General features: G+C 73.8%; 22 protein-coding genes. 11 read left to right on the top strand and 11 right to left on the bottom strand.

The genetic code is table 11. The features are described 5' to 3' along the window. Positions 1–69: 69 nt before the first annotated feature. The 3 genes from fxsT (at position 70) to ACWEMJ_RS09040 (ending at position 6,117) form a co-directional block, all read left to right on the top strand. Positions 70–4,071 carry an FxSxx-COOH system tetratricopeptide repeat protein gene (gene fxsT / locus ACWEMJ_RS09050; RefSeq protein ID WP_452136316.1) on the top strand — a complete coding sequence of 1,334 codons (4,002 nt, stop codon included), beginning with the start codon at positions 70–72 and terminating at the stop codon, positions 4,069–4,071. 238 nt (positions 4,072–4,309) lie between these two features. Continuing rightward, the gene (locus ACWEMJ_RS09045) at positions 4,310–5,290 is read left to right on the top strand and encodes an ATP-binding cassette domain-containing protein (RefSeq protein WP_452136315.1); all 981 of its coding nucleotides are present in this window, start codon (positions 4,310–4,312) and stop codon (positions 5,288–5,290) included. Further along, positions 5,287–6,117: an ABC transporter permease gene (locus ACWEMJ_RS09040; protein ID WP_452136314.1), complete on the top strand. Its 831-nt coding sequence runs from the start codon at positions 5,287–5,289 to the stop codon at positions 6,115–6,117. Before ACWEMJ_RS09045 ends, ACWEMJ_RS09040 begins: the two co-directional genes overlap by 4 nt. A 16-nt stretch (positions 6,118–6,133) precedes the next feature. Here the strand turns inward: ACWEMJ_RS09040 and ACWEMJ_RS09035 are convergent, their stop codons facing one another. Further along, positions 6,134–9,439 (bottom strand): ATP-binding protein, encoded by a 3,306-nt coding sequence (locus tag ACWEMJ_RS09035; RefSeq protein WP_452136313.1) that lies wholly within the window; start codon positions 9,437–9,439, stop codon positions 6,134–6,136. Positions 9,440–9,593: 154 nt separating this feature from the next. On the opposite strand from ACWEMJ_RS09035, the gene ACWEMJ_RS09030 reads away from it, so the two are divergent. Then, positions 9,594–10,409, top strand: a complete 816-nt coding sequence (locus ACWEMJ_RS09030) for a site-2 protease family protein (protein WP_452136312.1) — start codon at positions 9,594–9,596, stop codon at positions 10,407–10,409. A gap of 13 nt (positions 10,410–10,422) precedes the next feature. On the opposite strand, the gene ACWEMJ_RS09025 is transcribed toward ACWEMJ_RS09030, so the two are convergent. After that, positions 10,423–10,611 (bottom strand): hypothetical protein, encoded by a 189-nt coding sequence (locus tag ACWEMJ_RS09025; RefSeq protein ID WP_452136311.1) that lies wholly within the window; start codon positions 10,609–10,611, stop codon positions 10,423–10,425. A 118-nt stretch (positions 10,612–10,729) separates the two neighbouring features. Then, the gene (npdG, locus tag ACWEMJ_RS09020) at positions 10,730–11,431 is read right to left on the bottom strand and encodes an NADPH-dependent F420 reductase (protein WP_452136310.1); all 702 of its coding nucleotides are present in this window, start codon (positions 11,429–11,431) and stop codon (positions 10,730–10,732) included. A 47-nt stretch (positions 11,432–11,478) separates the two neighbouring features. Between npdG and ACWEMJ_RS09015 the strand changes: the two genes are divergently transcribed. Together ACWEMJ_RS09015 and ACWEMJ_RS09010 are read left to right on the top strand one after the other, a co-directional pair. After that, positions 11,479–12,057, top strand: a complete 579-nt coding sequence (locus ACWEMJ_RS09015) for a hypothetical protein (RefSeq protein ID WP_452136309.1) — start codon at positions 11,479–11,481, stop codon at positions 12,055–12,057. A 58-nt stretch (positions 12,058–12,115) separates the two neighbouring features. After that, the gene (locus tag ACWEMJ_RS09010) at positions 12,116–13,426 is read left to right on the top strand and encodes an MFS transporter (RefSeq protein WP_452136308.1); all 1,311 of its coding nucleotides are present in this window, start codon (positions 12,116–12,118) and stop codon (positions 13,424–13,426) included. Between the two features lie 7 nt (positions 13,427–13,433). Here ACWEMJ_RS09010 and ACWEMJ_RS09005 read toward each other — a convergent pair whose 3' ends face one another. Then, positions 13,434–13,652, bottom strand: a complete 219-nt coding sequence (locus ACWEMJ_RS09005; RefSeq protein ID WP_452136307.1) for a hypothetical protein — start codon at positions 13,650–13,652, stop codon at positions 13,434–13,436. 125 nt (positions 13,653–13,777) lie between these two features. Between ACWEMJ_RS09005 and map the strand changes: the two genes are divergently transcribed. Next, positions 13,778–14,623 carry a type I methionyl aminopeptidase gene (gene map / locus ACWEMJ_RS09000; protein WP_452136306.1) on the top strand — a complete coding sequence of 282 codons (846 nt, stop codon included), beginning with the start codon at positions 13,778–13,780 and terminating at the stop codon, positions 14,621–14,623. A gap of 73 nt (positions 14,624–14,696) precedes the next feature. Here the strand turns inward: map and ACWEMJ_RS08995 are convergent, their stop codons facing one another. Continuing rightward, positions 14,697–15,395 carry a bifunctional DNA primase/polymerase gene (locus ACWEMJ_RS08995; protein WP_452136305.1) on the bottom strand — a complete coding sequence of 233 codons (699 nt, stop codon included), beginning with the start codon at positions 15,393–15,395 and terminating at the stop codon, positions 14,697–14,699. A 404-nt stretch (positions 15,396–15,799) separates the two neighbouring features. On the opposite strand from ACWEMJ_RS08995, the gene ACWEMJ_RS08990 reads away from it, so the two are divergent. Further along, entirely contained in the window at positions 15,800–16,021 is a 222-nt protein-coding gene (locus ACWEMJ_RS08990; RefSeq protein WP_452136304.1) for a hypothetical protein, read from the top strand. A gap of 8 nt (positions 16,022–16,029) precedes the next feature. Here ACWEMJ_RS08990 and ACWEMJ_RS08985 read toward each other — a convergent pair whose 3' ends face one another. After that, positions 16,030–16,671: a PadR family transcriptional regulator gene (locus tag ACWEMJ_RS08985; protein ID WP_452136303.1), complete on the bottom strand. Its 642-nt coding sequence runs from the start codon at positions 16,669–16,671 to the stop codon at positions 16,030–16,032. A 141-nt stretch (positions 16,672–16,812) separates the two neighbouring features. Between ACWEMJ_RS08985 and ACWEMJ_RS08980 the strand changes: the two genes are divergently transcribed. Then, entirely contained in the window at positions 16,813–17,118 is a 306-nt protein-coding gene (locus tag ACWEMJ_RS08980) for a barstar family protein (RefSeq protein WP_452136380.1), read from the top strand. A 60-nt stretch (positions 17,119–17,178) separates the two neighbouring features. On the opposite strand, the gene ACWEMJ_RS08975 is transcribed toward ACWEMJ_RS08980, so the two are convergent. Genes ACWEMJ_RS08975 through ACWEMJ_RS08955 form a run of 5 tightly spaced genes read right to left on the bottom strand, consistent with a single transcriptional unit; the run spans position 17,179 to position 22,593 of the window. After that, complete coding sequence (locus ACWEMJ_RS08975; RefSeq protein WP_452136302.1) at positions 17,179–18,903, bottom strand: hypothetical protein; 1,725 nt, start codon at positions 18,901–18,903, stop codon at positions 17,179–17,181. Further along, positions 18,900–19,805, bottom strand: coding sequence for a protein phosphatase 2C domain-containing protein (locus tag ACWEMJ_RS08970; RefSeq protein WP_452136301.1), 906 nt, complete (start codon positions 19,803–19,805; stop codon positions 18,900–18,902). The genes ACWEMJ_RS08975 and ACWEMJ_RS08970 overlap by 4 nt, the downstream gene beginning before the upstream one ends. Further along, positions 19,802–20,485: a vWA domain-containing protein gene (locus ACWEMJ_RS08965; RefSeq protein ID WP_452136300.1), complete on the bottom strand. Its 684-nt coding sequence runs from the start codon at positions 20,483–20,485 to the stop codon at positions 19,802–19,804. Before ACWEMJ_RS08965 ends, ACWEMJ_RS08970 begins: the two co-directional genes overlap by 4 nt. A 60-nt stretch (positions 20,486–20,545) precedes the next feature. Further along, positions 20,546–20,905 (bottom strand): hypothetical protein, encoded by a 360-nt coding sequence (locus ACWEMJ_RS08960; protein WP_452136299.1) that lies wholly within the window; start codon positions 20,903–20,905, stop codon positions 20,546–20,548. Then, a complete protein-coding gene (locus ACWEMJ_RS08955; RefSeq protein ID WP_452136298.1) occupies positions 20,902–22,593 on the bottom strand; it encodes a hypothetical protein in 1,692 nt (563 codons plus the stop codon). The genes ACWEMJ_RS08960 and ACWEMJ_RS08955 overlap by 4 nt, the downstream gene beginning before the upstream one ends. Before the next feature lie 274 nt (positions 22,594–22,867). Here ACWEMJ_RS08955 and ACWEMJ_RS08950 point away from each other — a divergent pair, with 274 nt between their 5' ends. Beyond that, on the top strand, positions 22,868–23,266 hold the full coding sequence (locus ACWEMJ_RS08950; protein WP_452136297.1) for an ACT domain-containing protein: 399 nt from the start codon (positions 22,868–22,870) through the stop codon (positions 23,264–23,266). Positions 23,267–23,350: 84 nt separating this feature from the next. Beyond that, a partial coding sequence (locus ACWEMJ_RS08945) for a serine hydrolase domain-containing protein (RefSeq protein WP_452136296.1) occupies positions 23,351–23,991 on the top strand: 641 nt, incomplete at its 3' end.

Genomic DNA, 23,991 nt, shown 5'->3' with positions numbered 1-23,991 from the left:
TCGGGACTCCGTCCGGCGGCACGGCGTGCGGGACACAACGGGCACCAAGGGCCCGGGGGAGGGAACGTCATGACCGAGAGGCCGGCGAAGGGCCCGCAGATCCAGGCGCGCCGCCGCGACGCCACCGTGGAGAACCGCCACGGACGGATCGTCACCTTCTACTCGTACAAGGGCGGAACCGGCCGGACCATGGCGCTGGCCAACACCGCCTGGATACTGGCCGCCAACGGCTACCGGGTGCTGGTCGTCGACTGGGACCTGGAGGCGCCCGGCCTCGCCCAGTTCTTCCGGCCGTTCCTCAACCCGGAGGTGGTCGCCGCCACCACCGGCATCATGGACCTGTTCGCCGACTACCTCGAAGAGGCCCGGCGGCCGATCGACCGCGACCCGGAGTGGATCGAGGACTTCGCCCGCATCCACCCCCACGCGCTCTCCCTCGCCTGGCCGCACTTCCCCGGCAGCGGCCGGATCGACCTCGTCCCCGCCGGCCAGCAGAACCGCGACTACTCGGTCTCCCGGCTCGACTGGGACCTGCTGTACGAGCGCTACGAGGGCCGCCGCTTCATCCAGTCGCTGCGCGCCGACATGAAGCGCCGGTACGACTACGTGCTGATCGACAGCCGTACCGGGCTCACCGACACCGCCGACATCTGCACCGTCGAGATGCCCGACGACCTGGTGGTCTGCTTCACCCTCAGCGACCAGTCCATCGACGGCGCCTCCCGGATCGCCCGGGTCATCGAGGACCGCTACGGCGACCGCGACATCCGCATCCTGCCCGTCCCGATGCGCATCGACGAGGGCGAGAAGGAGAAGGCGGACGCCGGCCGGGCACTGGCCCGGATCAAGTTCGCCGGGCTGCCCGCCGGGTTCTCCGAGAGCGACCTCGCTCGCTACTGGGCCGGAGTGGAGATCCCCTACCGGCCGTTCTACGCCTACGAGGAGATCCTCGCCCCGTTCGGCGACCAGCCCGGCCTGCCCGGCTCCATGCTGGCCGCCAACGAACGCCTCACCCGGGAGATCACCCAGGGCCGGGTCGCCGGACTGCCGCCCATGCCCGAGGACCTGCGGCTGCGCCACCTCGACGGCTTCGCCCGCCGCCGCCCCACCGCGCCCGCCGACCTGTACCTCAGCTACGTCCCCGAGGACCGGGCCTGGGCGGACTGGGTGTCCGCGCTGCTCACCGACGCCGGATACCGCGTCGTGCCGCGCGACGTCGGCGCCGGCGCCAACCCGCGCGAGGCCACCGGGCGCGGCATCGACTCCGCGTACCGCACCGTCGCCCTGCTGTCCGCCGCCTACCTGCAGTCGCCGCAGGCCCAGGCGCTGTGGGACCGCACCGTGCTCGCCGACCCGGCCGGCGCCCGCCGGCAGCTGATCCCCGTCCGGGTGTCCGACGTGCGCCTCAACGCCCCCTACAACAGCCGCAACCCGGTCGACCTGATCGGCCGCGACGAACAGGCCGCCGCCACCACGCTGCTGCGCGCCCTCGGCCGCAACGAGACCGAACTGCCCGAACGCACCCCCGGCGCGCCCCGGTTCCCCGGCACCAAGCCCACCTACTGGGAAGTCCCGCAGCGCAACCACTCGTTCACCGGCCGGGTCAAGGTCCTCGACGACCTGCGCGCCCAACTCGCCGGCGGCACCACCGCCGTGCTGCCGCCGCCGCAGACCCTGTACGGCCTCGGCGGCGTCGGCAAGACCCAGGTCGCGCTGGAGTACGCGCACCGCTACATGTCGCACTACGACCTGGTGTGGTGGATCGACGCCGAGCAGAGCGAGAACGTCGTCGTCGACCTCGCCGAACTCGCCAGCAGGCTGGGCCTGCGCGTCGGCGACAACGTCAACGAGGCCGCCCAGGCCGCCCGCGACGCGCTGCGCCAGGGCAACCCCACGGCGAACTGGCTGCTGATCTTCGACAACGCCGACGAGCCCGCCGAGATCCGCCGGTTCTTCCCCGACGGCCCCGGCCACATCCTGGTCACCTCCCGCAACCAGGGCTGGTCCGGGCAGGCCGGCGTGCTCAACGTCGACGTCTTCGACCGCACCGAGTCCGTCGACCACCTCACCCGCCGGGTCCGCGGCCTCGCCCGCGCCGACGCCGACCGGGTCGCCGAGGCCGTCGGCGACCTCCCGCTGGCCGTCGAGGTCGCCGCCGCCTGGCTGGAGACCACCCGCACTCCCGTCGACACCTACGTCAGCCAGCTCAAGGCCGAGGCCACCCGCGTCCTGGCGGCCGGCGAGACCCCCGTCGACTACCCCACGCCCGTCGGCCTCACCTGGAACGTCTCCATCACCCGGCTGCGCGAACAGTCCCCCGCCGCCGTCCGGCTGCTGGAACTGTGCGCGTTCTTCGCCCCCGAGCCGATCTCGCTCAAGCAGTTCTTCTTCTCCGAGCAGATGCGCCTCGCGCTCTACCCGTACGACGAGGAACTCACCGACACCTTCCTGCTCGGCAAGGTGCTGCGCGCCGTCAGCCGCTACGCCCTCGCCAAGACCGACGCCGGCTCCGACTCCTTCCAGGTCCACCGCCTCGTCCAGGCCGTCGTCCGCAGCGGCATGACCGACGCCGAACGCAACATCGCCGCGCACCAGGTGCACCGCATCCTGGTCAACGCCCGGCCGCCCCGCGGCGACACCGACGACCCCGCCAACTGGCCCACCCTGGAGAAGATCTGGCCGCACCTCGCGCCCTCCCGCGCGCAGGACTGCGACGAGCGCGAAGTCCGCGAACTCCTCATCGACCGCGTCCGCTACCTGTGGAAGCGCGTCGACCTCTCCCAGGCCCTGCAACTCGGCCGCCAGCTCGACGAGGTCTGGACCGCCCGCTCCGAGACCGAGGCCGACCCGGTCGAGAAGCGCACCTGGCAGCGGCAGATCCTCAGCCTGCGCCTCCAGATCGCCAACGTGCTGCGCTCCCAGGGCGCCTACAACGACGCCCTGGAACTCGACCAGGCCACCCTCGCCGGCCAGCGCGACCTGCTCGGCGAGCACCACCCGTACACCCTGATGACCGCCAACTCGATGGCCGCCGACCTGCGCTACCTCAGCCGCTTCCAGGAGGCGCTGGCGCTCGACCTCGACACCTACAGCCAGTTCGTCGAACTCTTCGGCGAGGACGACCCGCGCACCCTCACCGTCGCCAACAACCTGGCCATCGACCACCGCCTGGTCGGCAACAGCCGCGAGGCCCTCGAACTCGACCAGGACACCTTCGAACGCAACTCCGCCGTCCGCGGCTCGCACCACCCCTACACCCTCGGCACCAAGTCCAGCGTCGCCCGCGACCTGCGCGAACTCGGCGACTACAAGGGCTCCGTGGACCTGCTGCGGGAAGTCACCGAGGCCTTCGCCGACCTCACCCAGTCCGACCTGCCGGAAGAACTCCGCAACGCCAAGTCGCTCGCCGTCTCGCTCCGCCGGGCCGGCAAGTACGCGGAGGCCCGCGAACTCACCGAACGCACCTACGAACGCTACGTCGACCTGTTCGGGCCCGACTTCGCCGACGCCCTCGCCTGCCGGCTCAACCTCGCCGCGGACCTCAGCGCCGCCGGCGACAAGGAGACCGCCAGGGACATCGCCACCGACGCCTACGAGGGCCACCGGCGGCTGTTCGGCGACGAGCACCCCTTCACCTACGCCTGCGAGAACAACCTCTCCATCTACCTGCGCGGATCCTCCGACGTGGCCGGGGCCATCGCCCACGGCCGCAGCGCGACAGAGGGCCTCGCACGGGTGCTCGGCCCCGAGCACCCGTTCACCCTCAACGCCAGCATCAACCTGGCCAACGCGCTCGCCGAGAACCGGGAACTCGCCGAGGCCGAGGCGATGGCCCGCGCCGCGTGGGACGGCCTGGTCGCCCGCTACGGCGCCAACCACCCCGACTCGCTGATCTGCCAGGCCAACCTGGCCATCACCCTGCGACTGGCCGGGCGGCGCAGCGAGGCGGAGAACCTGCGGATGCAGGCGGTCGCGGCGCTGGTCGAACTCTTCGGCGAGGACCACCCGTCGGTGGTCGCGGCGCGGGGGTGGCAGCGCAGCAACCGGGACCTGGAGCCGCAGCCGTTGTAGGGGCGGGGGCAGACCGGGGAGCGCACCGACAGGGGCGCGGGGAACTGCGCGACAAGCGCAAGTCACGTCCGCAAGGTCGCGATCACGTGCAGGTCATTGTCCTGCGTCGCGATCTTTGCGGTGGGGTGCCTTCCGCTTCGCGCAGTTCCCCGCGCCCCTGGTGGTGCGCCCGTCGGCTGTCGCGCCCGTGACAGCGGGCTGACAGTCGCGTGACAGCCGCCCCCGGCACGGTGTTCCCATGACGCGAATCGAACGGAACGCCGTGGAGGTCCACGGCATCGTGAAGCACTACGGGGAGACGAAGGCCCTCGACGGGGTCGATCTGACGGTGCGCGAGGGGACGGTGCTGGGCCTGCTCGGGCCGAACGGGGCCGGGAAGACCACGCTGGTGCGGGTGCTGTCGACGCTGATCAAGCCGGACGCGGGCACGGCGTTCGTCGGCGGGTACGACGTGCTCCGCCAGCCGAAGCAGCTGCGCCGCACCATCGGCCTGACCGGCCAGTACGCCTCGGTGGACGAGCTGCTGTCCGGCTACGAGAACCTCTACCTGATCGGCCGCCTGCTCGACCTCTCCGCCAGGGACGCCAAGGCCCGCGCCGCCGAACTGCTGGAGCGCTTCTCGCTCACCGAGGCCGCCAAGCGCCCCGCGAAGGGCTATTCCGGCGGCATGCGCCGCCGCCTCGACCTCGCGGCGTCGATGATCGGCCGCCCGAAGGTGCTGTACCTGGACGAGCCCACCACCGGCCTGGACCCGCGGACCCGCAACGAGGTGTGGGACGAGGTGCAGCGGATGGTCGGCGAGGGCTCGACGGTGCTGCTGACCACGCAGTACATGGAGGAGGCGGAGCAGCTCGCGGACGCGCTGACCGTCATCGACAAGGGCCGGGTGATCGCCAACGGCGGCATCGAGCAGCTGAAGACCCAGGTCGGCGGCCAGAGCCTGCAGGTGCGCCCGCAGCGCCCGGCGGAGCTCCCGGAGATGGCCCGCGCGCTCCAGGACGCCGGCATCCCGGCGACGTTCTCCGAGGAGTCCGGCCTGCTCTCGGTCCATCTCACGGACGAGGCCCGGCTGACCACCGTGATCGGCGTGCTGGGCACCCGGGGGTTCGGGATCGCCGGCATCGACACCAAGCTGCCGAGCCTGGACGAGGTCTTCCTGTCCATCACCGGCAAGCCGTCCGTCCCCGCCCCGGCCCGCGAGAAGGAGCCCGTCGCATGAGCACCGCCACCCTGACCCCGACCACCGCGCCCGCCGCGGCGCCGGGCGCGGACGACTCCCGGATCGGGCTGCGCGCCGGCCTGCGGCACCTGGGGGCGCTGACCCGCCGGAACCTGATGCGGATCAAGGCCGACCCGGAGTCCATGCTGGACGCGCTGCTGGTGCCGGTCATCATGATCGTGCTGTTCGTCTACGTGTTCGGCGGCGCGATGGCCGCCGACCAGCACACGTACATGCAGTACATGGTGCCGGGCCTGCTCGGCACCACCGGCCTGAACCTGGCGATGGCGCTGGGCACCGGCCTGAACACCGACTTCCAGACCGGCGTGATGGACCGCTTCCGCACCCTGCCGATCGGCCGCTCTGCGGTGCTGCTGTCGAAGATGATCGCGGAGACGCTGCGGGCCGTGGTGGCCTTCGCGGTGCTGATCGGCTTCGCGATGCTGCTCGGCATGGACGTGGCCGGCGGCCCGCTGAAGCTGCTGGCGGCGGTCGGCCTGTCGCTGGTGTTCGGCTCCTCGCTGATGTGGGTGTCGATGCTGCTGGGCATGTCGCTGCGCAGCGCGCAGGCGGTGCAGGGCATGTCGATGCTGGTGATGATGCCGCTGCAGTTCGGCAGCTCGATCTTCGCGAACCCGTCCACCATGCCGGGCTGGCTGCGGGCGTTCACCGAGCACAACCCGCTGTCGGCGCTGGCCGACGCCTGCCGGGCGCTGATCAACGACCAGCCGGTGGGCAACTCGGTGGTGACGGTGCTGATCTGGGCGGCGGCGATCACCGTGGTGACGGCGCCGCTGGCGGTGGCCCGGTTCCGCAAGCGCACGTGAGTCCGGCCGCCGCCGCTCAGAACGCCAAGGGTTCGTTCAGCAGGGCGGACGCCTCACCCAGCGTGAGTCGTTCGCCCTGCCGGTGCGCGGCCAGGAAGTCGTCGGGGCCGAGCAGTTCGCGGGCCTCGGCGGTGCAGCGGGCGTGCTCGGAGCGTTCCATGAACGAGCCGGGCATGCCGCTGATGGCCTCGTGGGCGCCGAGCAGTTCGACGGCGCGGCGGGCGGCGGCGGGTTCGCCGAAGGCGCGGGCGTACTCGATCAGGCCGGCCGCCACCGGGGTCATCAGCATCATCGCCATGTGCTCGACGAAGATGGTGGCGCCGCCTTCGACGCCGGTCATCTCGCGGCGTCCGACCCGCATCAGCTCCAGTCCGGCCACCGGGTCGCCGGCGCGGGCGACCACCCAGCCGCGGATGCAGCCGACGACGCCGGCGAACACCGAGGGCACCGGGCCGCGCCGGCCGTGGGTGGTGCCCAGTTCGTCGAGCACGGCCAGCGCCTCGGCGTACTCGCCGCGTTGCACGGACAGGTGGCACAGCACCATCCGCCCGTATATCCGGGCGCCCTCGGCGTCGGAGCGGTCCTCGGCCGCGTCGGCGACCGCCTCGCGGACCATCCGCTCGCCGGCCTCCGGGTCGCGGTCGGCCAGCACCTCGCCGAGGCGGGCCCGCAGCATCGGGACCTCCTGGTGGGCGCCGAGCTGGACGGAGAGCTCGATGGCCTGCCGGAACGCCTCCTCGGCCTGGGCGGTGTCGCCGGACTTGGTGGCGTTCTCGGCCTTGCCGGAGAGCGCGTCGGACATGCCCCAGCGGTCGCCCGCCGCGGTGTAGAGGGCCAGCGCCTCCTCGCTGTCGGCGATCGCCTGGTCGAGCGAGCCGGCCAGGTCGTTGAGCAGCCGGGCCCGCAGTTGCAGGGCGAAGGCCAGGTCGAGCGGGCCGCCGTGCACCCGGGCGCCGGCCACCGCGTCGTCCATCACCTCGCGGGTGCGCCGCATCTCGCCGGTGAGGAAGACGGTGAAGACCCGGGCGAGCACCGGCTGCCGGTAGGACTGCGGCAGGTCGGGGGTGTAGGTGGCCAGGATGCGTTCGGCGGTGTGCAGCGCGCCCGAGCTGTCGAGCAGGCTCATGTCGCCGGAGAACCGGCTGATCAGCCGGAGCAGGCCGAGCTGGCGGCGGGCCTCGTCGAGCAGCGCGGGCGGCATCGGCAGCGGTCCGTCCAGCGGGCCGCCGGTGAGCGGGACGGGCGGCGGGGCGTCGTCCGCGTACGGGTCGGGGCCGAGCGCGGCGACCGCCTGGAACCAACTCCCGGACTCGGTGCGGTAGTCGCGCAGCATCCAGTAGCCGGCCATCGACAGGACCAGCGCCAGGCCCTCCTGCTCCTGGCCGGTGTCGACGGCCCGGCGCAGCGCGGCGCGGACGTTCTCCTGTTCGCGGTCGAGGCGGGCGAGTTCGTCGAGCTGCCCGGGTCCGTGCAGGTTCAGGTAGGCGGTGCGGCTGAGTTCGCGGTAGTGGGCGGTGTGGCGGTGGCCGACCTCGGGTTCGGCCGCTTCGGCGAGGCGTTCGGCGGCGTACTCGTGGATGGTCTCCAGCATCCAGTAGCGGGGCCGGTCGCCGAGCCCGGCCACCAGCAGGGACTTGTCGACCAGCGAGAGCAGCAGGTCGGCGACCTCCTCGCGGGGCACCTCGGCGTCCGCGACCACGGCCTCGGCGGACTCCAGGGTGCAGCCGCCGGCGAACACCGCCAGCCGGCGCAGCACGGCGCGCTCGCGCGGCCCGAGCAGGTCCCAGGACCAGTCGACCACGGCGCGCAGGGTCTGCTGGCGGGGCAGCAGGGTGCGGGAGCCGGCGGTGAGCAGCGCGAACCGGGAGTCGAGGCGGTCGGCGAGCTGGCGCGGGGTGAGGCCGCGCAGCCGGGCGGCGGCGAGTTCGATGGCCAGCGGCAGTCCGTCGAGGCGGCGGCAGAGTTCGGCGCAGGCCTCCGGGTCCTGGTCGGTGCGGAAGCCGGGGCGGGCGGCGGCGCCGCGTTCGGCGAGCAGGCGCAGCGCGGTCGGGTCGGGCAGCGGTTCGACGGGCAGCACGGTCTCGCCGGGGACGCCGAGCGGTTCGCGGCTGGTGGCGAGGACGGTGACGCCGGGGCAGTCGGCGAGCAGCCGGTCGGCGAGGTCGGCGGCGGCCTGGACGACGTGCTCGCAGTTGTCGAGCAGCAGCAGGACGCGGCGGCGGCCGAGGTGGTCGACCAGTCGGGAGGCCGGGTCCTTGCGGCCGCCCTCGATGGCTTCGGCGACGGTGCCGCCGGTGTGCAGGACGGTCTCCCGCAGGCCGAGCGCGGCGGCGACGGCGTCGGGGACGGCGGCCGGGTCCTCCAGCGGGGCGAGTTCGATCTGCCAGATGCCGCCGGGCCAGCGGGCGGCGTCCTGTTCGCGGCGGCCGGCCTCGACGGACAGCCGGGTCTTGCCGGAGCCGCCGGGCCCGGTCAGGGTGGTGAGCCGTCCGGCGGTCAACGCCCGGGCGACGGTGGCGAGTTCGTCCTCGCGGCCGACGAAGCTGGTGCGGCCGGGGCGCAGGTTGCCCGGCGCGGGGGCGGTGGCGGGCGGGGCTGCGGGTTCGGGCGCGGTGGTGAGCAACTCGCGGTGCAGGGCGCGCAGTTCGGGGCCGGGGTCGGTGCCGAGCTGCTCGGCGAGGGTGCGCCGGACCTCCTCGTAGCGGGCGAGCGCCTCGGCGGTGCGGCCGGCCGCGCGCAGGGCGCGCAGGCGCAGCGCGTGGAGCTGTTCGTCGAGGGGGTGGTCGCGGCAGAGTTCGGCGAGTTCGGCGGCGACCTCGGCGGCCCGGCCGAGGGCGAGCTGGGCGTTCAGCCGGTGCCGGCGGGCCTCTTCGCGCTGGGCCTCCAGGCGGGCGGCGGGGGCGGTGCGGTCGGGCAGGTCGGCGAGCGCGGGGCCGCGCCACAGGGCGAGGGCGGCGGTGAGCCGGTCGGCGGCGGCGGCCGGGTCGCCGTCGGTGAGGGCGCGGGCGCCGTCGGCGGCCAGCCGCTGGAACTCGGCGACGTCGGTGTGCGGGCCGGTCAGCCAGTAGCCGGCCGGTCCGGAGCCGATCTCGGCCCGGCCGACGGTGCGGCGCAGCCGGCCGACCAGGGTCTGCAGCGCGGCGGCGGCGTCCTGCGGCGGTTCCTCGGCCCACACCTCGTCGGCGAGCAGTTCGGCCGGGACGGGCCGGCCCTGGCGCAGCGCGAGCGCGGCCAGCAGGGCGCGCAGCCGGGCGCCGCCGAGCGCGACCGGGGTGCCGTCGTCGTGGTGGGCGGTGGTGGTGCCGAGGATGCCGTAATGCACCCGCCCATTCTGGGGGACGCGCGGAACCCCGGGCGTACGTCCGTGCGGAACGACCGGCCGCCGCCGTCCGTTCATCCGGGGCCGCTTGTCCGGTGCGCCGGGCACCCGGCATGATCGGACGTCCGCCCCACCCCCAGTTCCGGAGCCCCTCGCCATGACCTACGCCAGTACCGGCCAGCGCAGCGCGGAGAGCCGGGTCAGCCCGATCTTCCTGGCGCTGGCCGCCGCCTTCCTCGCGTCCGGCGTCGCGCTGGCCACCGGCTGGGGCAACGACCGGCTCGGGATATTCCTGTTCGTGGTGGCGGGCTGGATGGTGTCGCTGTGCCTGCACGAGTTCGCGCACGCCCGCACCGCGCTGGCGGGCGGCGACATCACGGTCGGCACCAAGGGCTACCTGACGCTGAACCCGCTCAAGTACGGGCACGTGGTGCTGAGTTTCGTGCTGCCGGTGGTGTTCGTGCTGATGGGCGGCATCGGCCTGCCCGGCGGCGCGGTGTACATCGAGCGGGACCGGATCTCCGGCCGGCTCAAGCACAGCCTGATCTCGGCGGCCGGCCCGCTGGTGAACGCGGTGTTCGGCGTCCTGCTGCTGGTGGCGGTCGGCCAGGGCTGGTTCGACAACCCGGACGTGCCGGCCCACTACGACGGGCAGGAGCAGTACTTCTCCCCGCTGCCCGCCGCGCTGGCCTTCCTCGGCTACCTGCAGGTGACGGCGGCGATCCTGAACCTGCTGCCGGTGCCCGGCCTGGACGGCTACGGCATCGTCGAGCCCTGGCTGTCGTACAAGGTCCGCCGGGCGGTCGCCCCGTACGCGCCCTACGGCATGCTGCTGCTGTTCGCGCTGGTGTGGCAGAGCCAGGTCGGCGCGTGGCTGTTCGACCTCACCGCCTCGGTCTTCGACCTGTTCGGCGCCGACCCGTGGCTCGCCGGGATGGGCCACAAGATGTTCACCTTCTGGACGACCGACTGAGCCCGGGGCGCGGCTACCGCGCCTGCTGGGCGGCGGCCCGGGTGGCGCGGTCCTTGCGCAGGTAGTACCAGGCGATGTTGCTGGCCACCCCGGCCATCAGCACCCACACCACGCCGAGCCAGTTGCCCTGGACGAACGAGACCACGGCGGCGGCCACCGCCAGGACCAGGACGATCACGGCGTACAGGGCGTTGCGGGGCATGACGGGACTCCTCGGGCGGGCGCGGTGTGGCCCCGCCATTCTCGCCGACCGAACACCCCGCTCCGGCCGGGGGTGGCCGGAGCGCGCCGCGGCGTCGGTCACACCGCGGCGCGGGCGGTCACACGTCGGTGATCCGCAGGCCGGCGTGCGCCTTGTAGCGGCGGTTGACCGAGATCAGATTGGCCACCAGCCCCTCCACCTGGTGGGCGTTGCGCAGCCGCCCGGCGAAGACGCCGCGCATGCCGGGGATCCGGCCGGCCAGCGCCTGCACGGTGTCGGTGGCGGCGCGGTCCTCGCCGAGCACCATCACGTCGGTGTCGATGGTCTCCAGCGACTCGTCCTGGAGCAGCACCGCCGACAGGTGGTGGAAGGCCGCGGTGACGGTGGAGTCCGGCAGCAGCGCGGCGGCCTGCTGGGCGGCCGAGCCCTCCGGGACGGGCAGCGCGTAGGCGCCCTGCTTGTCGAAGCCCAGCGGGTTGACGCAGTCCACCACGATCTTCCCGGCGAGTTCGGCGCGCAGCGCGGTCAGCGTCTCGGCGTGGCCGTCCCACGGCACCGCGACGATCACCACGTCGCTCTCCCGGGCGCAGCGCGCGTTGTCGGCGCCGCGGATGCCCAGGCCGAGCTGCGTGGCGCAGTCCTCGGCGCGCTCGGCGCTGCGGGAGCCGATCACCACCTGCTGGCCCGCCCTGGCGAGCCGGTAGGCGAGGCCGCGGCCCTGGGGGCCGGTGCCGCCGAGGACTCCTACCACGAGGTCGGAGACGTCGGGCAGTTCACGGCCCGGGCCGGCCGTCGGGTTCACTGAATCGGGTTGCGTCATGCGGAAGATCCTGCCAAACGCCGCGCCCGGCCAGCATGCTGTCGCGCATGGACGCGGTGAGAGTTTCCGCACTCCGGCAGTCGCTGGCCGGCACCGGCTGGCCCGAACGAGCGGGCGCCTTCGCCGCCGCGCTGCGCGGCTCGGTGACCAGGCGCAGCGCCAGCGGCCTGCTGCTGGTCGGCACCCCGCGCTACGAGCCCTGGCACCTGGCCGCGCACCTGAGCGACGAGGCCGCGTACAGCGGTGTGCCGGAGCTCGTCCCGACCCTGGTGCGGCACACCGTCCCGGCCGGCGCGCCGGGCCATCTGGCGTGCGGACTGCCCCGGCTCGAAGAGGCGCGGGGCGGCGCGACGGTGCTGCTGGTCGCCCCCGCGCCCGCCGACGCGCCCCTGCTGGAGCGGCTGGACGGCGCCCGCCGGGCCGGCGCGGTGCTGCTCACCCTGGACGACGGCGACCCCGAGCTGACGGCGCTGGCGCACGAGCGGCTGACCGTGCCCGACGTCGAGCCCGAGCCGTTCGAGCTGGTGCAGCACCTGGTCAGCTCGGCCACCTCGACGGTGCCGCCGCGCTCCCGGCTGGCCCGGCTGGCGGAGCGGCTGGCCGCCTCGCCGGTGGTGCGCTGGTGACGGGGCGGCGGAAAAATCGCTTGCCCCGATCCGTCCCGCTCCGTCAGCATCCGGTCATGTGACCGCTGCTGCCCGCTTCGTGCGCAAGTTGATCCCGGATCTGACGCCCTGGCGCGCCTCCCGGGAGTTCCGGCTGCTCTGGACGTCGGGGTGCGTCACCGCGTTCGGCAGCTTCCTCACGTACATCGCGGTGCCGATCCAGATCAAGCAGCTGACCGACTCGACCCTCGCGGTCGGCCTGGCCGGCGCCTTCGAGCTGGTGCCGCTGGTGGTGTTCGGCCTGTGGGGCGGGGCGCTGGCGGACGCCCTGGACCGCCGCCGCCTGGTGCTGCTCAGCGAGGCGGGGCTGACGCTGATGGCGGTGCTGCTGCTGGCCAACTCGCTGCTGCCGCACCCGATGCTGTGGCCGATCTACCTGGTGGGGGCGCTGACCGCGGCGCTGGACGGCATCCAGCGCCCGGCGCTGGACTCGATGTTCCCCCGGGTGGTGGCGCACGACCAGCTGCCCGCCGCGTTCACCCTCGTCTCGCTGTACCGCAACGCCGCCTCGGTGGCCGGCCCGGCGCTGGCGGGCGTGGTCGTCGCGGTGGCCGGGGCGCGCAGCGCCTACGCGCTGGACGTGCTGACGTTCCTGGTGTCGCTGGCGCTGATCGCCCGGATGCGTCCGATCCCGCCCGCCGAGAGCGCCGACCGGCCCTCGCTGCGCAGCCTCGGGCAGGGCCTGGCCTACGCGTGGAGCCGCAAGGACCTGCTGGGCACCTACGCGATCGACACGGTGGCGATGCTGTTCGCCTTCCCGGTCGCGGTCTTCCCGTTCCTGGCGGACTCGCTGGACGCCGAGTGGGCGCTGGGCCTGCTGTACGCGGCGACGGCGGTCGGCGCGCTGCTGGTGTCGGCGACCGGCGGCTGGCTGTCGCGGGTCCACCGGCACGGGCGGATGCTGCTGTTCGCGGCGCTCGGCTGGGGCGGCTCGATGGCGCTGGCCGGCCTGGCCGGGAACGTCTGGCTGGTGCTGCTGTGCCTGGCGCTGGCGGGCGCGGCCGACCAGATCAGCGGCGTCGCCCGGTCGACGATCTGGAACCAGTCCATCCCCGACGAGCTGCGCGGCCGCCTCGCCGGGGTGGAGCTGCTGTCGTACTCGGTCGGCCCGCAGCTCGGCCAGGTCCGGGCCGGCGGCATGGCCGCGCTGGTCGGCACCCGGGCCTCGATCTGGACGGGCGGCGTGATGTGCGTGCTGGGCGTGCTGGCCCTGACGGCGTCCATCCCGAAGCTGCTGGCCTGGGACTCCCGCACCGATCCGCACGTACTGGCGGTGCGGGCGCAGCACGAGAAGCAGCAGGCCGAGGCGGCCGCGGCCGCCGAGGTGTGAGGGGGCGTCAGGCCCCGGGCGCCTCGTCGTTCCAGCGCGGGTCCTGCTTCCACTCCTCGTTGCGCTCGGCGGCGGTCTCCAGGGCGCGCGCGGCCTCCTCGCGGGTGGCGTACGGGCCGAGCCGGTCCTTGGCCGGGCACTCGGGGCCCTCCTCGACCTTGCCGTGCTTGATGCAGTAGAACCACTCCCCCGGCTTCCCGGTGGGCTTGCCGCGACCGAACGCCATCGTCTCGTCTCCCGTCCTGGTGGACCCCGCGGCGGCGGCCGCGGCGGTCAGTGGTGATCATTCCCGGTGGCCCGGCCGCGCACACGGCCCGGGGCGGACGGATGGCGGCCGTTACACTCGCGGTCATGGCTCTGGTACCCGGCACGCAGTCCCCCACCCGCAAGGTCCCGGCGCACATCGCGCGTCCGGAGTACGTCGGCAAGCCCGCGCCGACGCCGTACACCGGCCCCGAGGTGCAGACCGCGGAGACCGTCGAGAAGATGCGGATCGCCGGCCGGATCGCGGCGCAGGCGATGGCGGAGGCTGCCAAGCTGATCGCCCCCGGCGTCACCACCGACGCGCTCGACGCCGTCGCCCACGAGTACATGTGCGACCACGGCGCCTACCCGTCCGACCTCGGCTACCGGGGCTTCCCGAAGTCGATCTGCACCTCGATCAACGAGGTGATCTGCCACGGCATCCCGGACTCGACCGTGCTGCAGGACGGCGACATCGTCAACATCGACGCCACCGCGTACATCCACGGGGTGCACGGCGACCTGAACGCCACCTACCTGTGCGGCGACGTGGACGAGGAGTCCCGGCTGCTGGTGGAGCGCACCCGGGAATCCCTCGACCGGGCGATCAGGGCGGTCAAGCCCGGACGGCAGATCAACGTGATCGGGCGGGTCATCGAGTCCTACGCCAAGCGGTTCGGCTACGGCGTGGTCCGCGACTTCACCGGCCACGGCATCAACACCTCGTTCCACTCCGGCCTGATCGTCCCGCACTACGACAGCGAGCGGGCCACCCAGGTGATCAAGCCGGGCATGACCTTCACCATCGAGCCGATGCTCACCCTGGGCAGCTACGACTACGACATCTGGCCGGACGGCTGGACGGTGGTCACCAAGGACCGCAGGCGCACCGCCCAGTTCGAGCACACCCTGGTGGTCACCGCCGACGGCGCGGAGATCCTCACCCTGCCGTGACCGGCGACGGAAGCGGCCCGCCTCCCCCGCAGGGGTGACGGGCCGCTTTATCGTTCCTGCTCCGCTCTCCGGCTCAGCCGATCAGCCACTGCTCCTCGGCGACCGCGCCGACCTCGGTGCACGCGTCGGTCAGCACGTCCAGCACCCGCAGCGGGTCCGGCAGCGGCTGGTCCGGGCCGCGCAGCCAGCGCACCCGGGAGCCGTCGGTCAGCGCGGCCGGCGGGACGAGCGTGTACGAGCCGCGGCAGTGCCAGCGCAGCCCCGGGTGCTCGGAGACCGTCTCGGGGGTGGCGTCCAGCGCGCTGGGCCACCACTCGTCCTCGTCCTGCGGGGTGCCGCGGGTGGCGGTGAAGAACAGGTACCGGTCGCCGCCGACCGCCGCCACCGGACCGCCCACGCCGAGCGCGTCCAGCCGCCGCAGCGCCAGCACCCCGGCCTCGGCCGGCACGTCCAGCACGTCGTGCGCGCGGCCCGTCGCCGTGACGAAGTTCGCCTCCGGGTCGCGCGTCAGCCAGTGCGCCAACTGCTCGGCGTCGGTGGTGGCCTGGGACTGCCAGGCGAACGAGACCGGATGCTGGGCCGGCGCCGGACAGCCGACCCGGTCGCACGAACACCGGTACCCGGCCGGGTGCGCCGCCGGCGCCACCGGGAACCCCGCCCGGACCGCCCCCAGCAGCAGGTCCAGCTTCACAGCCGCGTCCCCTCCGGCGCCCGGGTCGTCCTGCTTCCGGTCCCGCCGCCACCAGGACGTCCACCTGCTGCTGGCTTCCATCTGGCCCCTTCCGCACCTGCTGAGCTGCCGTGCCAGGTACGGCACGGCCACCGACGCAACAAACGACGCCAACGCACGCGGCCGCTCGCTGCTTCCCGAATCGGTGCACCACGCGCGGGGGGCGTCTGCCGTCGACCGGTGCCGGGTTCTCCGGCCGGCCGACGTCCGGGGACGGGTACGGAGTTCGAGAGTCGCGCTCGGCGGACGGGCGCACCTCGGCGCGCCCCACCCGGCCCGTACGGGCCCGCGGACCCGGGGCAACCCCCGGGGGCGTACGTAGCAGGATAAGGCTCCCGGAGGCCCGCGCATGACCGCCCGCGGTGCCGTCCGCGTCACACTCGCCGCCGGGCGGCGGACACACCCGCCCACGCCGGGCATCCCGCCCGTGCGCCTACCCTGGAGCGGTGAAGAGCGCCGACACCGCATTCCTCGGGGGCCCGCTGGACGGCCGGGTCCTGCCGATCCTGCTCAGCCCGCTGCACTCCGTGCCGAAGGTCTACCGGGTGCCCGTGCCCGCGCACGGCGACACCCCCGCGACCACGCTGGTCTACCGGCGCGCCAAGGAGTACAACGCCAAGGGCCGGTTCCGCTGGCGCTACGAGTACGACGACGCCGCCAGCGGCTGACGGGCCGCTCAGGCCTCCTCGGCCAGGATCAGGTACAGCTTCTTCTTCGCCTCGGCCAGCACCACCAGGCCCTTGGCGCGCTGCTCCTCGGTGCCGGTCATCATCACCTGGCGCACCGCGTGCTCCACCGCCGCCAGCGCGGCGCCGACCTCCTGCACGGCCTCCCACTCGTCCCGCCGGCCGGCCTCGTCCCACGGCGACTCCGGGCCCTGCTCGGCCTCGGCCCGGCCCTGCTCGGTCAGCTCGAACAGCTTCTTGCCGGACTCCTCGTCGGCCCTGATCAGCCCCTCCTCCTCCAGCAGCTGGAGCGTCGGGTACACCGAGCCCGGGCTGGGCCGCCAGACCCCGCCGGTGCGCTCGCCGATCTCGGTGATCATCTCGTAGCCGTGCATCGGCCGCTCCCGCAGCAGCGCGAGCAGCGAGGCCCGCACATCGCCCCGCCGCGCCCGCCCGCCGCGCCGACCACCACCGTGCCCCCGCATCCCGTGCCCGCCGAACCCCCGCCCGCGCGGCCCGAACGGCGGCATCGGCCGCCCCGGCACCCCGAACGGCCCGAACGCCGCCCGCATCCCGAACTCCTCGCCCTCACCGCCCGGGGCCTCCGCCCAACGGCCCCGACGCTCTTCACCACGGCGCTTCTCGAAGCGCATGTGCCACTCCCCTTGATTGTCGGACACCCCGATCGTCGAAGCATCTCGATAACTCGACGATATATCGGTAACTGTCGTTCGACAACCACTACCGCCCGTCAAGGTCGACGTCCAGTCGGTCGAGGGGCACATACAGTGGTGGTGATGAACAGCGAGCTGATCGTTGACCTGCGCGGTCGGCGGATCGAGACACTGAACGACTTCTGGGACGCGGTGAGCGGGCCCTGCGGGCTGCCGACGTGGTTCGGCCGGAATCTGAACGCGTGGTCGGACACGATCGAGACCCGGGGCATCTCCGAGGTGATCGACGGCCACGACCGCCTGGTCGTGCACGTCGACCGGCGGGGCCTGTTCGAAGGGCACCGGGAGGAAGCCCTCATCCTGGCTTCGACCTTCGACGGCGAGCAGAACCGGCTCGTCGTCCACGGGCCGGCGCTGCCTGTGTGACCGTGTCACCGGTGCAGCGGTCCCGGCCCAGGAGTCGGCGGGAACCGTCCGCCCCCGCTGTCAGCGATTGCCGAACCAGTTCTGCGGCCCGGCCCCGTCGACCGCTCCTTCGGCGGCCGTCGCCGTCCACTCCTCGGCGCTGGAGTCGGTGGTCAGGTTGGCGTACAGCGCCCGGGAGGACATCAGGTAGCGGTGGTACTGCTTGCGGTAGCCGCTCTGGGCGGCCCGGCGGATGGTCGCGTCGGTGCTGGCGCAGGGCTCGGAGCCGGGGCCTTCCTTCGGGCACCACAGGCCCCAGTCCGTGGTGTAGGCGTCGTCGAGCGCGTCGTAGGCGTCCTTGGCGGTCTGCGCGTCCGCCAGCGGGATCACCGTCACCATCACCAGCACCCGGCCCTGGGAGTCGCCGTACGTCCCGATCATCGCCTGGTCGCAGTCGGCCGCGCGCAGCACGGACGAGGCCTTTCCCGAGGTGCCGTCGGTGCAGCCCTTCGCGCCGCCGCTGGTCAGGGTGTACGTCACGCCCTTGGAGTCGGTGAAGGAGCGGGGCAGCAGCGCGTCCACGCTCAGCGGCGTCCGGTCGGTCTGCCCGCTGTCGAGCGACCTGGGGTCGAACGTGGGGGTGGTGACCGTCGGCGAGGGCGGGCGGGTGGTGCGCTCGGGGGTCGGGGACGGTGTCGAGGACGGCGTCGGGGAGGGGGTCGACGAGCGGCTCGCGGTGGCGGTCGGCTCGGCGGAGCGGACGGGGTCGGAGGGCCGGTTGACCAGGTACACCAGGAGCAGCAGCGCCGCCACCAGGACGGCGGCGAGAATCGGGCCCGCACTGCTCGACGGCTTCGACGGCTTCGACGGCCCGTCGTCCGCCTCGTCGTCATCCGCTGCGACGGCGGTGGCGGGGGCGGGAAGCGGAACGGTCGGGGCGACCGCCCGCAGGTGCTCCTCCCACTCGCCCGGCGACGGCCGGCGGGCCGGGTCGGCGTCGAGGCTCCGCCGGGCGAGCCCGCCGAGGCCGGGGTCGAGCGCGGCCAGCGCGGTGGGGTCGGTGGTGATCTGGTCGCGGGCGATCAGGCGGACCGCGAGCAGCCCGAGTTTGTGGACGTCGCCGGCCGGGGTGGCCTTCTCCTCGCCCTCCGGGAGCTGCCAGTCCGGGGTCTCGGCCTGCGGCAGGACGCTGGCGCCGCGCAGCCGCATCGCGTCGCAGTCGATGAGGAAGCACTCGGGCGGGTCCGCGGCGGCGAACAGCAGGTTCTTCGGCGACAGGTCCCCGACGCCGATGCCGATGCGGTGCAGCCGGCCGAGCGTCGCCGCGAGGTCGGCCAGCAGCAGCAGGCGGTCCCGGTCCCCGACGGCGAGTCCGATCCCGGTGGCGTACGCGTCGCTGTTGAGCAGGAACTCCAGGTTCGCCAGCCGGCGGGTGGCGCCCGCCCCGCCCAGGCTGCGGAAGTCGAACCGGAAGCGGTCCGGGGCGGCCCGCATGAGGAATCCGCCGACCCGGCCCTCCACCCGGACCACGGCCGCCGGCCAGGCGGTCTTCTCGAACAGCCAGCGGCCCTCGTGGGCGCTCAGCTCGCCGCGCAGGTCCACCATCGCGGTCAGCACGGCGGCGTCGAGCTCGGGCAGCAGGTCGGGCGCGTACTCCTTGTAGACGACCTCCCAACCGCCGTCCTCCGCGGCCCGGTTGATCCTGCGGTTGGCGACCCGGTGGACGACGCCCTGCCCGCCCTGCCCGAGGCGGCCGTCCAGCACCAGGGCTCCCCGGTCGACGGCCCTTCCGGCGTCGGGGCTCATCGCGGCGCGGCGGGGCTTCGCCGCCAGACGGCCAGCAGCGTCCGGTCGTCGTCGAAGGTCTCCCGGTCGAAGTCCAGCACGTGCGCGAGCCACAACGGGGCCGGGGGCGTGGCGAGTTGGTCGGCGAACAGGGCGCCGACCAGGCCGTCGCCGTCGCCGAGCGGGTCGCCGAAGCCGTCGGTGCCGATCAGCAGCACCTGGTCGGGCGCGAGGCGCCCGGTGACCTGTTCGACCGCGGCGGGCACCGCGGGCAGCGCCCTGACCTCGTTGGAGACCAGCAGGGTGTCCGAGCCGGTCTTCGACGGGAAGACCGGCCGGTAGGCAGCCTGCCGGCCGTCGAGCAGCCAGGCGCCCGAGTCCCCGATCCGGCACAGCTCGACCACCGGCCCCTCCGGGTGGGGGCGGACCACGCCGGTGACCAGCGTGGTCGCGTACAGCGCCGCGACCTCGGCCGGGTCGGGCTCGGCCTTGTTGAGCCGCACGCCGGCCAGCCGCCGCAGCCGTTCGGCGGCGTGCAGGGCGACGTCGCGGAGGTCCAACGAGGCCGGGCTCCAGGCGAGTTGGAGCAGGATCCGGTCCAGCGCGGCCCGGCACGCCTCGGCGGCGCCCTGCTCGGCCCGGGCGGCGCTGGAGACGCCGTCCGCGACGGCGAACACGACGGCGCCGCTCGGCCGGTGCGGCACGGCGCGGGCGGCGTCCTGGCGCGGCTTGCCGTAGTAGCGGTGCTGGGCGCCCCGCACCGACGCCAGCCGCAGCGTGAGGGCCTCCGTCGACCAGCCGTCGCACTCGGCGTCCGGCACGTCGAAGGCCTCCTCGCCGGGCGGCCGGGCCTCGAACGCGACGCCGGGGGTGCCCACCGCGATCCGCCGCCACGGCGGGACCTCGACGCCGTTCGGGCTCACAGGCCGACCTCGTCGATGGCCAGGGTGAACTGGTCCGGCCGGTTGACGACGAGCCGCGGGTCGGCGGAGTTCAGCGCGTGGCCGGAGGCGACCAGGCTCGCCGTGAGCGAGTGGAAGAACTCCGCGATGGCCCGGCCGATGTCGGCCCCCGGCACGGCCACGAACGCGAACTCCGGCCGGGTCGCGACCTCCAGCATGGTCCGGGCCTCGGCGCTGCCGATGCCGCAGGCGATGATGTTGGGGGCGGTGGGGGTGCGGGCCCGGTCGACCAGCTCGGCGTGCGGCCGCCGCCAGGCGTTGCCGTCGGTCGGCTGGCCGTCGCTGAGGAAGAACACCACCGGGCGGTGCACCCGGTACCCCTGGCCGCGGAGCCACTGCACATCGGTGGGGATGCGCTGCAGCAGGTCGTCGAAGACCGCCCGGTAGCGGGTGGACCCGCGGATCACCACCTCGGGCAGGCTGGTCTCGGTGCGCATGTCGGCGACCGCGAGCCGGACCTGCACGTCGTCGGAGAACCCGAGCACCGCGAGCCGCAGCTTCGCGGCGATCATCGGCTCCGCCCGCAGCCCCTCGCAGAGCGAGACCAGGCCGTCCGACAGCTCGTCCAGGTACGGGCCCATCGACGCTGACTCGTCCGCCAGCACGTAGGCCGGCAGCAGTACACCCTTGATCTCGGCCATTGCGTCCCCCTCGCGGCGCCCGAGCGGCGCCTGGTATCCGAACTTCTACGGTGTTGCCGGCTAGGAGAGCAGGGCCGTGACGGCCTGCTCCAGCCCCTGGATCTCGGTGGCCACCGCGGTGGTCGCGGCCACGCCCCGGCCGGCCCGGGCAAGGAACCGCAGGACCTGGTCCCAGCGCCTGGTGGGCCCCGCCACCACCTGTTCGAGCTCGTCCGCCGTCCGGACCGCGGCCGGGTCCTGGCTCTGCCGCAGCTGCTCGACGAGGGCGAGCACCCGGCGGGCGACGGCTTCCTCGTCCACCGCCGGGGCGTGGATCGTGGCGGAGGAGTCCTGGCCCGCCGCGATCGCGCCGCCGCTGATGGTGACCTGGGCGTTGCCGCTGATGTGGAGACCGCCGGTGATGTGCCGGTCCTCGGTCATCGGCCTTCCTTTCTCATCCCGTCCGCGGCACGGCCGGCCAGGCGCGCGAGCCTGCTGCCCGCGCCGGCGGCCACCGCGGAGTTGACGAAGCTGACCTTGGCGTTGCCGGAGGCGAACACGCCCCCGTTGTAGATCACGCTCTGGCGCTCCCGGAGCTCGGAGACGTCCACCTGCCGGTCGGCGAGGAAGTCGGTGAGGGTGTCCAGGACGCGCCGCTCGACGATCTTGGTGTACATCTGGCTGTCGACCTGCTGGAAGTACCGGTGGAACGAGGTCTCGGCCGCCAGCTCCCGCAGGCTCAGCTCGGCGCCGTGGTTGAACGCCCCGAGCGTGATCTGCCGCAGCTGCTCCTTCTTCTTCTGCCGGTCGGCCGCGCCGCCGAACAGCAGCCCGTACGCCAGGAACGGGCTGCTGAGCAGCCGGCCCGGCACCGCGAGGGCCGAGGCGTTGAGGAGGGCGAGCAGCTGCCACCAGGTGGGGCGGTCGAGCAGGTGGTCGACCTGGTGGTAGCGCCGCTGGAACGGCGGGAGCAGGGTGCTGCCGCCCTCGACGAAGAGCAGGTCCCGGGCCGCGCTCAGCGAGAAGCGGACCACGAAGCCCGCCACCAGCTCGCCGTTCCACCCGGAGACGGTGGCGACCAGGTAGGGGCGGGCCGGCTCCGAGCCGCTCTCCCACAGCTTGTCGACCACGGCCTGGCGCAGTTCGGTCTGCGGCCGGTCGTCGGGGCGGGGAAGGAGCAGCCGGCGGAGCGCCGGGTCCAGGCGCTGGGCGAGGTCGGCACCGTTCACGAAGACCCGCTCGGACACCGCCACGCCGGGCAGTCCGAGCGCCTGGAGCGCGCCGGTGATCTCGGTGGTCAACTCCCGGACGGTGAACGGCACGACGTGGTCGGACTGCTCGTCGGGCCGGTCCACGGCGATGGCGAAGTTCCACGGGTTGGCGAGCCCGCCGTAGCCGAGGAACGGGTCGTAGCCCGCGAAGATGGACACGTTCCCCTGCCGGCCCGGTGCGGCGACGTGCTGCAGCACCCTCTCGTCGTCCGGGTTGGCCCGGGGAGCCGCGTCCGGGTCGAAGTTGTCCCGGCTCAGCTTGGCCCGCAGCACTCCGTAGAAGGTGAGCAGCCGCTCGGCCAGCACGATCGCCCAGGCCGCCAGCAGCAGCGGGAGGACGAGCGGCGGCAGCGGCACCGGGAGGACGGTCTCCGAGCTGTCCGGGAAGGGCTGGAAGACGAGCGACGCCAGCACGCCGATCGCGACGAGCGCGAGCAGGACCTGGACGGTGGCCTGCCGGGTCCGCGCGGCCAGCGCGTACCGCAGCACACAGGCCAGGTCGACCCCGGGCGAGAACGCGACGGCGCGATACGGCTCCTTCAGGACGGAGTCGACGGCCCGCGCGGACAGGTCGCTGTTCAGCTGGACGGCGACGCAGAGGTAGCGGGTGGCGTCCGTCGCCGACGGCGAGGTCCGGCCGGTCGGGCTCTGGCCGGTCGGGGTCCGACCGACCGGGGCCCGGTACGGCGGCGCCGCCCAGGTGCTCGACGACGGCCCCGCGACGCCCTTGGCCTGTGGGACCTTGGCCTGCGGAACCGGCGGCGGGGCGGGCGGTGGGTCGGCTGGCGCGAAGGTGGGTCTCATCGGCGGCACGGCCTTCCCGTGCTTGGCCGCCTTGTCGTCCGGGTCCGTGGTCATCTCTGCCCCCCTTGGAGAGCACCGGCTGCGGCACAGGGTGCGACACGTGACGGAGCTCACCACAAAGGTGGTACCACGCACGCCAAGGATTAACCAAGTGCGTTGCAGGAAAAGGGAGTTGTCGGCTGCATGCGACCACCGGGACACCCGGGGAGCAGGTGGCCGAAGTGCCCTCCGGGGCCTGCCGGGGCGGCCCGGCCGAAACTCCGGGCCATCCTCGACACGCGGCCGCAGGGGTTCTGCGCGGGTGGGTGGAGCCACTACGGTGCTGGCCATGGCAGGCGAACGCGATCTTCGACAGCTGCTGTCCGGGTTGAGTCCCGTCCTCAATCCGGGCCGCTATGTGTACTGCACGCTCCCCGGGCGGGTGCCCGCCGGGTTGCGGCCGGTCGTCACGGTGGCCGAGCCCGAAGGCGTGACCTTCGTGGTCGCGGAGCAGGAGGCCGAGTCGCTCGGCCTGCCGCACGCGTTCACCGCCGCCTGGATCACGCTGCGGGTGCACTCCGCGCTGGACGCCGTCGGCCTCACCGCCGCCGTCGCGACGGCGCTCGCCGAGCAGGGCATCAGCTGCAACGTGGTGGCCGGCTTCCACCACGACCACCTGTTCGTCCCCGCCGACGACGCCGACCGGGCCCTGGCCGCCCTCGACGCACTGGCCGCCCGGAGCACCTGACGAACGGCACGGGCGGCCCCTGGCGGGCACCCCCGGGCGCGGTGACAATCCGAGAAGAACACCGGCTCGGACGAGAGGGACACCGTGCATAACGCCTGGACCACCGCCACCGCCGACGCGCTCGGCGCCGCCCTCGCCGAACTGGTGGACGACGGGATGTTCCCCGGCGGAGTGCTGACCGTCGGCCAGGCCGGCGCCGGGCGGGCCACCGTCGGACACGGCCTGGTCGCGCCCGAGTGCGGCGACGCCCGGCCCGGCCCGCACACCCGGTACGACCTGGCGTCGCTCACCAAGGTGCTCGCCGCCTGGCCGCTGGTCGGCGCCGCCGTCCGCACCGGCCGGCTCGACCTGGACGCCCCACTGCGCGAACGGCTTCCCGAACTCCCCTCGCCAGGCGGGGAGTTGACCGCCCGGCAGCTGCTCACCCACACCTCCGGCCTGCTCCCGCAGACCGGCCTGGCCCGCTACGAGCACACCGGCCGCCCGCTGGCCGAGCACCTGTGCGCGGAGCCGCTGGTCAGCCCGCCCGGCAGCCGGCACCGCTACATCGACCGCGGCTTCATCCTGCTCGGCCTGCTGCTGCCCGCCCTGCTCGGCAGGCCCCTGCACCTGCTCGCCGAAGAACTGTGGAACGAGCTCGGCCTGCGCCGCACCGCCTACGGCCCGCTGGCCCGCGGCCCGCAGGTCGCCCCGACCGAGCAGCGGCTGCTCGGCGCGCCCCGCAC

It is taken from the genome of Kitasatospora sp. NPDC004531 (assembly GCF_053602195.1).
Note: the sequence above shows the minus strand (reverse complement) of the source record. Positions and strands in the feature narration are given on the sequence as shown.

What these genes read in the sequence shown, in the direction of transcription:
- ACWEMJ_RS09040 (WP_452136314.1), top strand. Translation starts at nt 5,287, where the DNA reads ATGAGCACCGCCACCCTGACCCCGACCACCGCGCCCGCCGCGGCGCCG.
- ACWEMJ_RS08950 (WP_452136297.1), top strand. Translation starts at nt 22,868, where the DNA reads ATGGCAGGCGAACGCGATCTTCGACAGCTGCTGTCCGGGTTGAGTCCC.
- ACWEMJ_RS09005 (WP_452136307.1), bottom strand. Translation starts at nt 13,652, where the DNA reads ATGGCGTTCGGTCGCGGCAAGCCCACCGGGAAGCCGGGGGAGTGGTTC.
- ACWEMJ_RS08995 (WP_452136305.1), bottom strand. Translation starts at nt 15,395, where the DNA reads ATGGAAGCCAGCAGCAGGTGGACGTCCTGGTGGCGGCGGGACCGGAAG.
- ACWEMJ_RS09045 (WP_452136315.1), top strand. Translation starts at nt 4,310, where the DNA reads ATGACGCGAATCGAACGGAACGCCGTGGAGGTCCACGGCATCGTGAAG.
- fxsT (WP_452136316.1), top strand. Translation starts at nt 70, where the DNA reads ATGACCGAGAGGCCGGCGAAGGGCCCGCAGATCCAGGCGCGCCGCCGC.
- ACWEMJ_RS08965 (WP_452136300.1), bottom strand. Translation starts at nt 20,485, where the DNA reads ATGGCCGAGATCAAGGGTGTACTGCTGCCGGCCTACGTGCTGGCGGAC.
- ACWEMJ_RS09030 (WP_452136312.1), top strand. Translation starts at nt 9,594, where the DNA reads ATGACCTACGCCAGTACCGGCCAGCGCAGCGCGGAGAGCCGGGTCAGC.
- ACWEMJ_RS08960 (WP_452136299.1), bottom strand. Translation starts at nt 20,905, where the DNA reads ATGACCGAGGACCGGCACATCACCGGCGGTCTCCACATCAGCGGCAAC.
- ACWEMJ_RS09025 (WP_452136311.1), bottom strand. Translation starts at nt 10,611, where the DNA reads ATGCCCCGCAACGCCCTGTACGCCGTGATCGTCCTGGTCCTGGCGGTG.
- ACWEMJ_RS08975 (WP_452136302.1), bottom strand. Translation starts at nt 18,903, where the DNA reads ATGAGCCCCGACGCCGGAAGGGCCGTCGACCGGGGAGCCCTGGTGCTG.
- ACWEMJ_RS09015 (WP_452136309.1), top strand. Translation starts at nt 11,479, where the DNA reads ATGGACGCGGTGAGAGTTTCCGCACTCCGGCAGTCGCTGGCCGGCACC.
- npdG (WP_452136310.1), bottom strand. Translation starts at nt 11,431, where the DNA reads ATGACGCAACCCGATTCAGTGAACCCGACGGCCGGCCCGGGCCGTGAA.
- map (WP_452136306.1), top strand. Translation starts at nt 13,778, where the DNA reads ATGGCTCTGGTACCCGGCACGCAGTCCCCCACCCGCAAGGTCCCGGCG.
- ACWEMJ_RS08985 (WP_452136303.1), bottom strand. Translation starts at nt 16,671, where the DNA reads ATGCGCTTCGAGAAGCGCCGTGGTGAAGAGCGTCGGGGCCGTTGGGCG.
- ACWEMJ_RS08955 (WP_452136298.1), bottom strand. Translation starts at nt 22,593, where the DNA reads ATGACCACGGACCCGGACGACAAGGCGGCCAAGCACGGGAAGGCCGTG.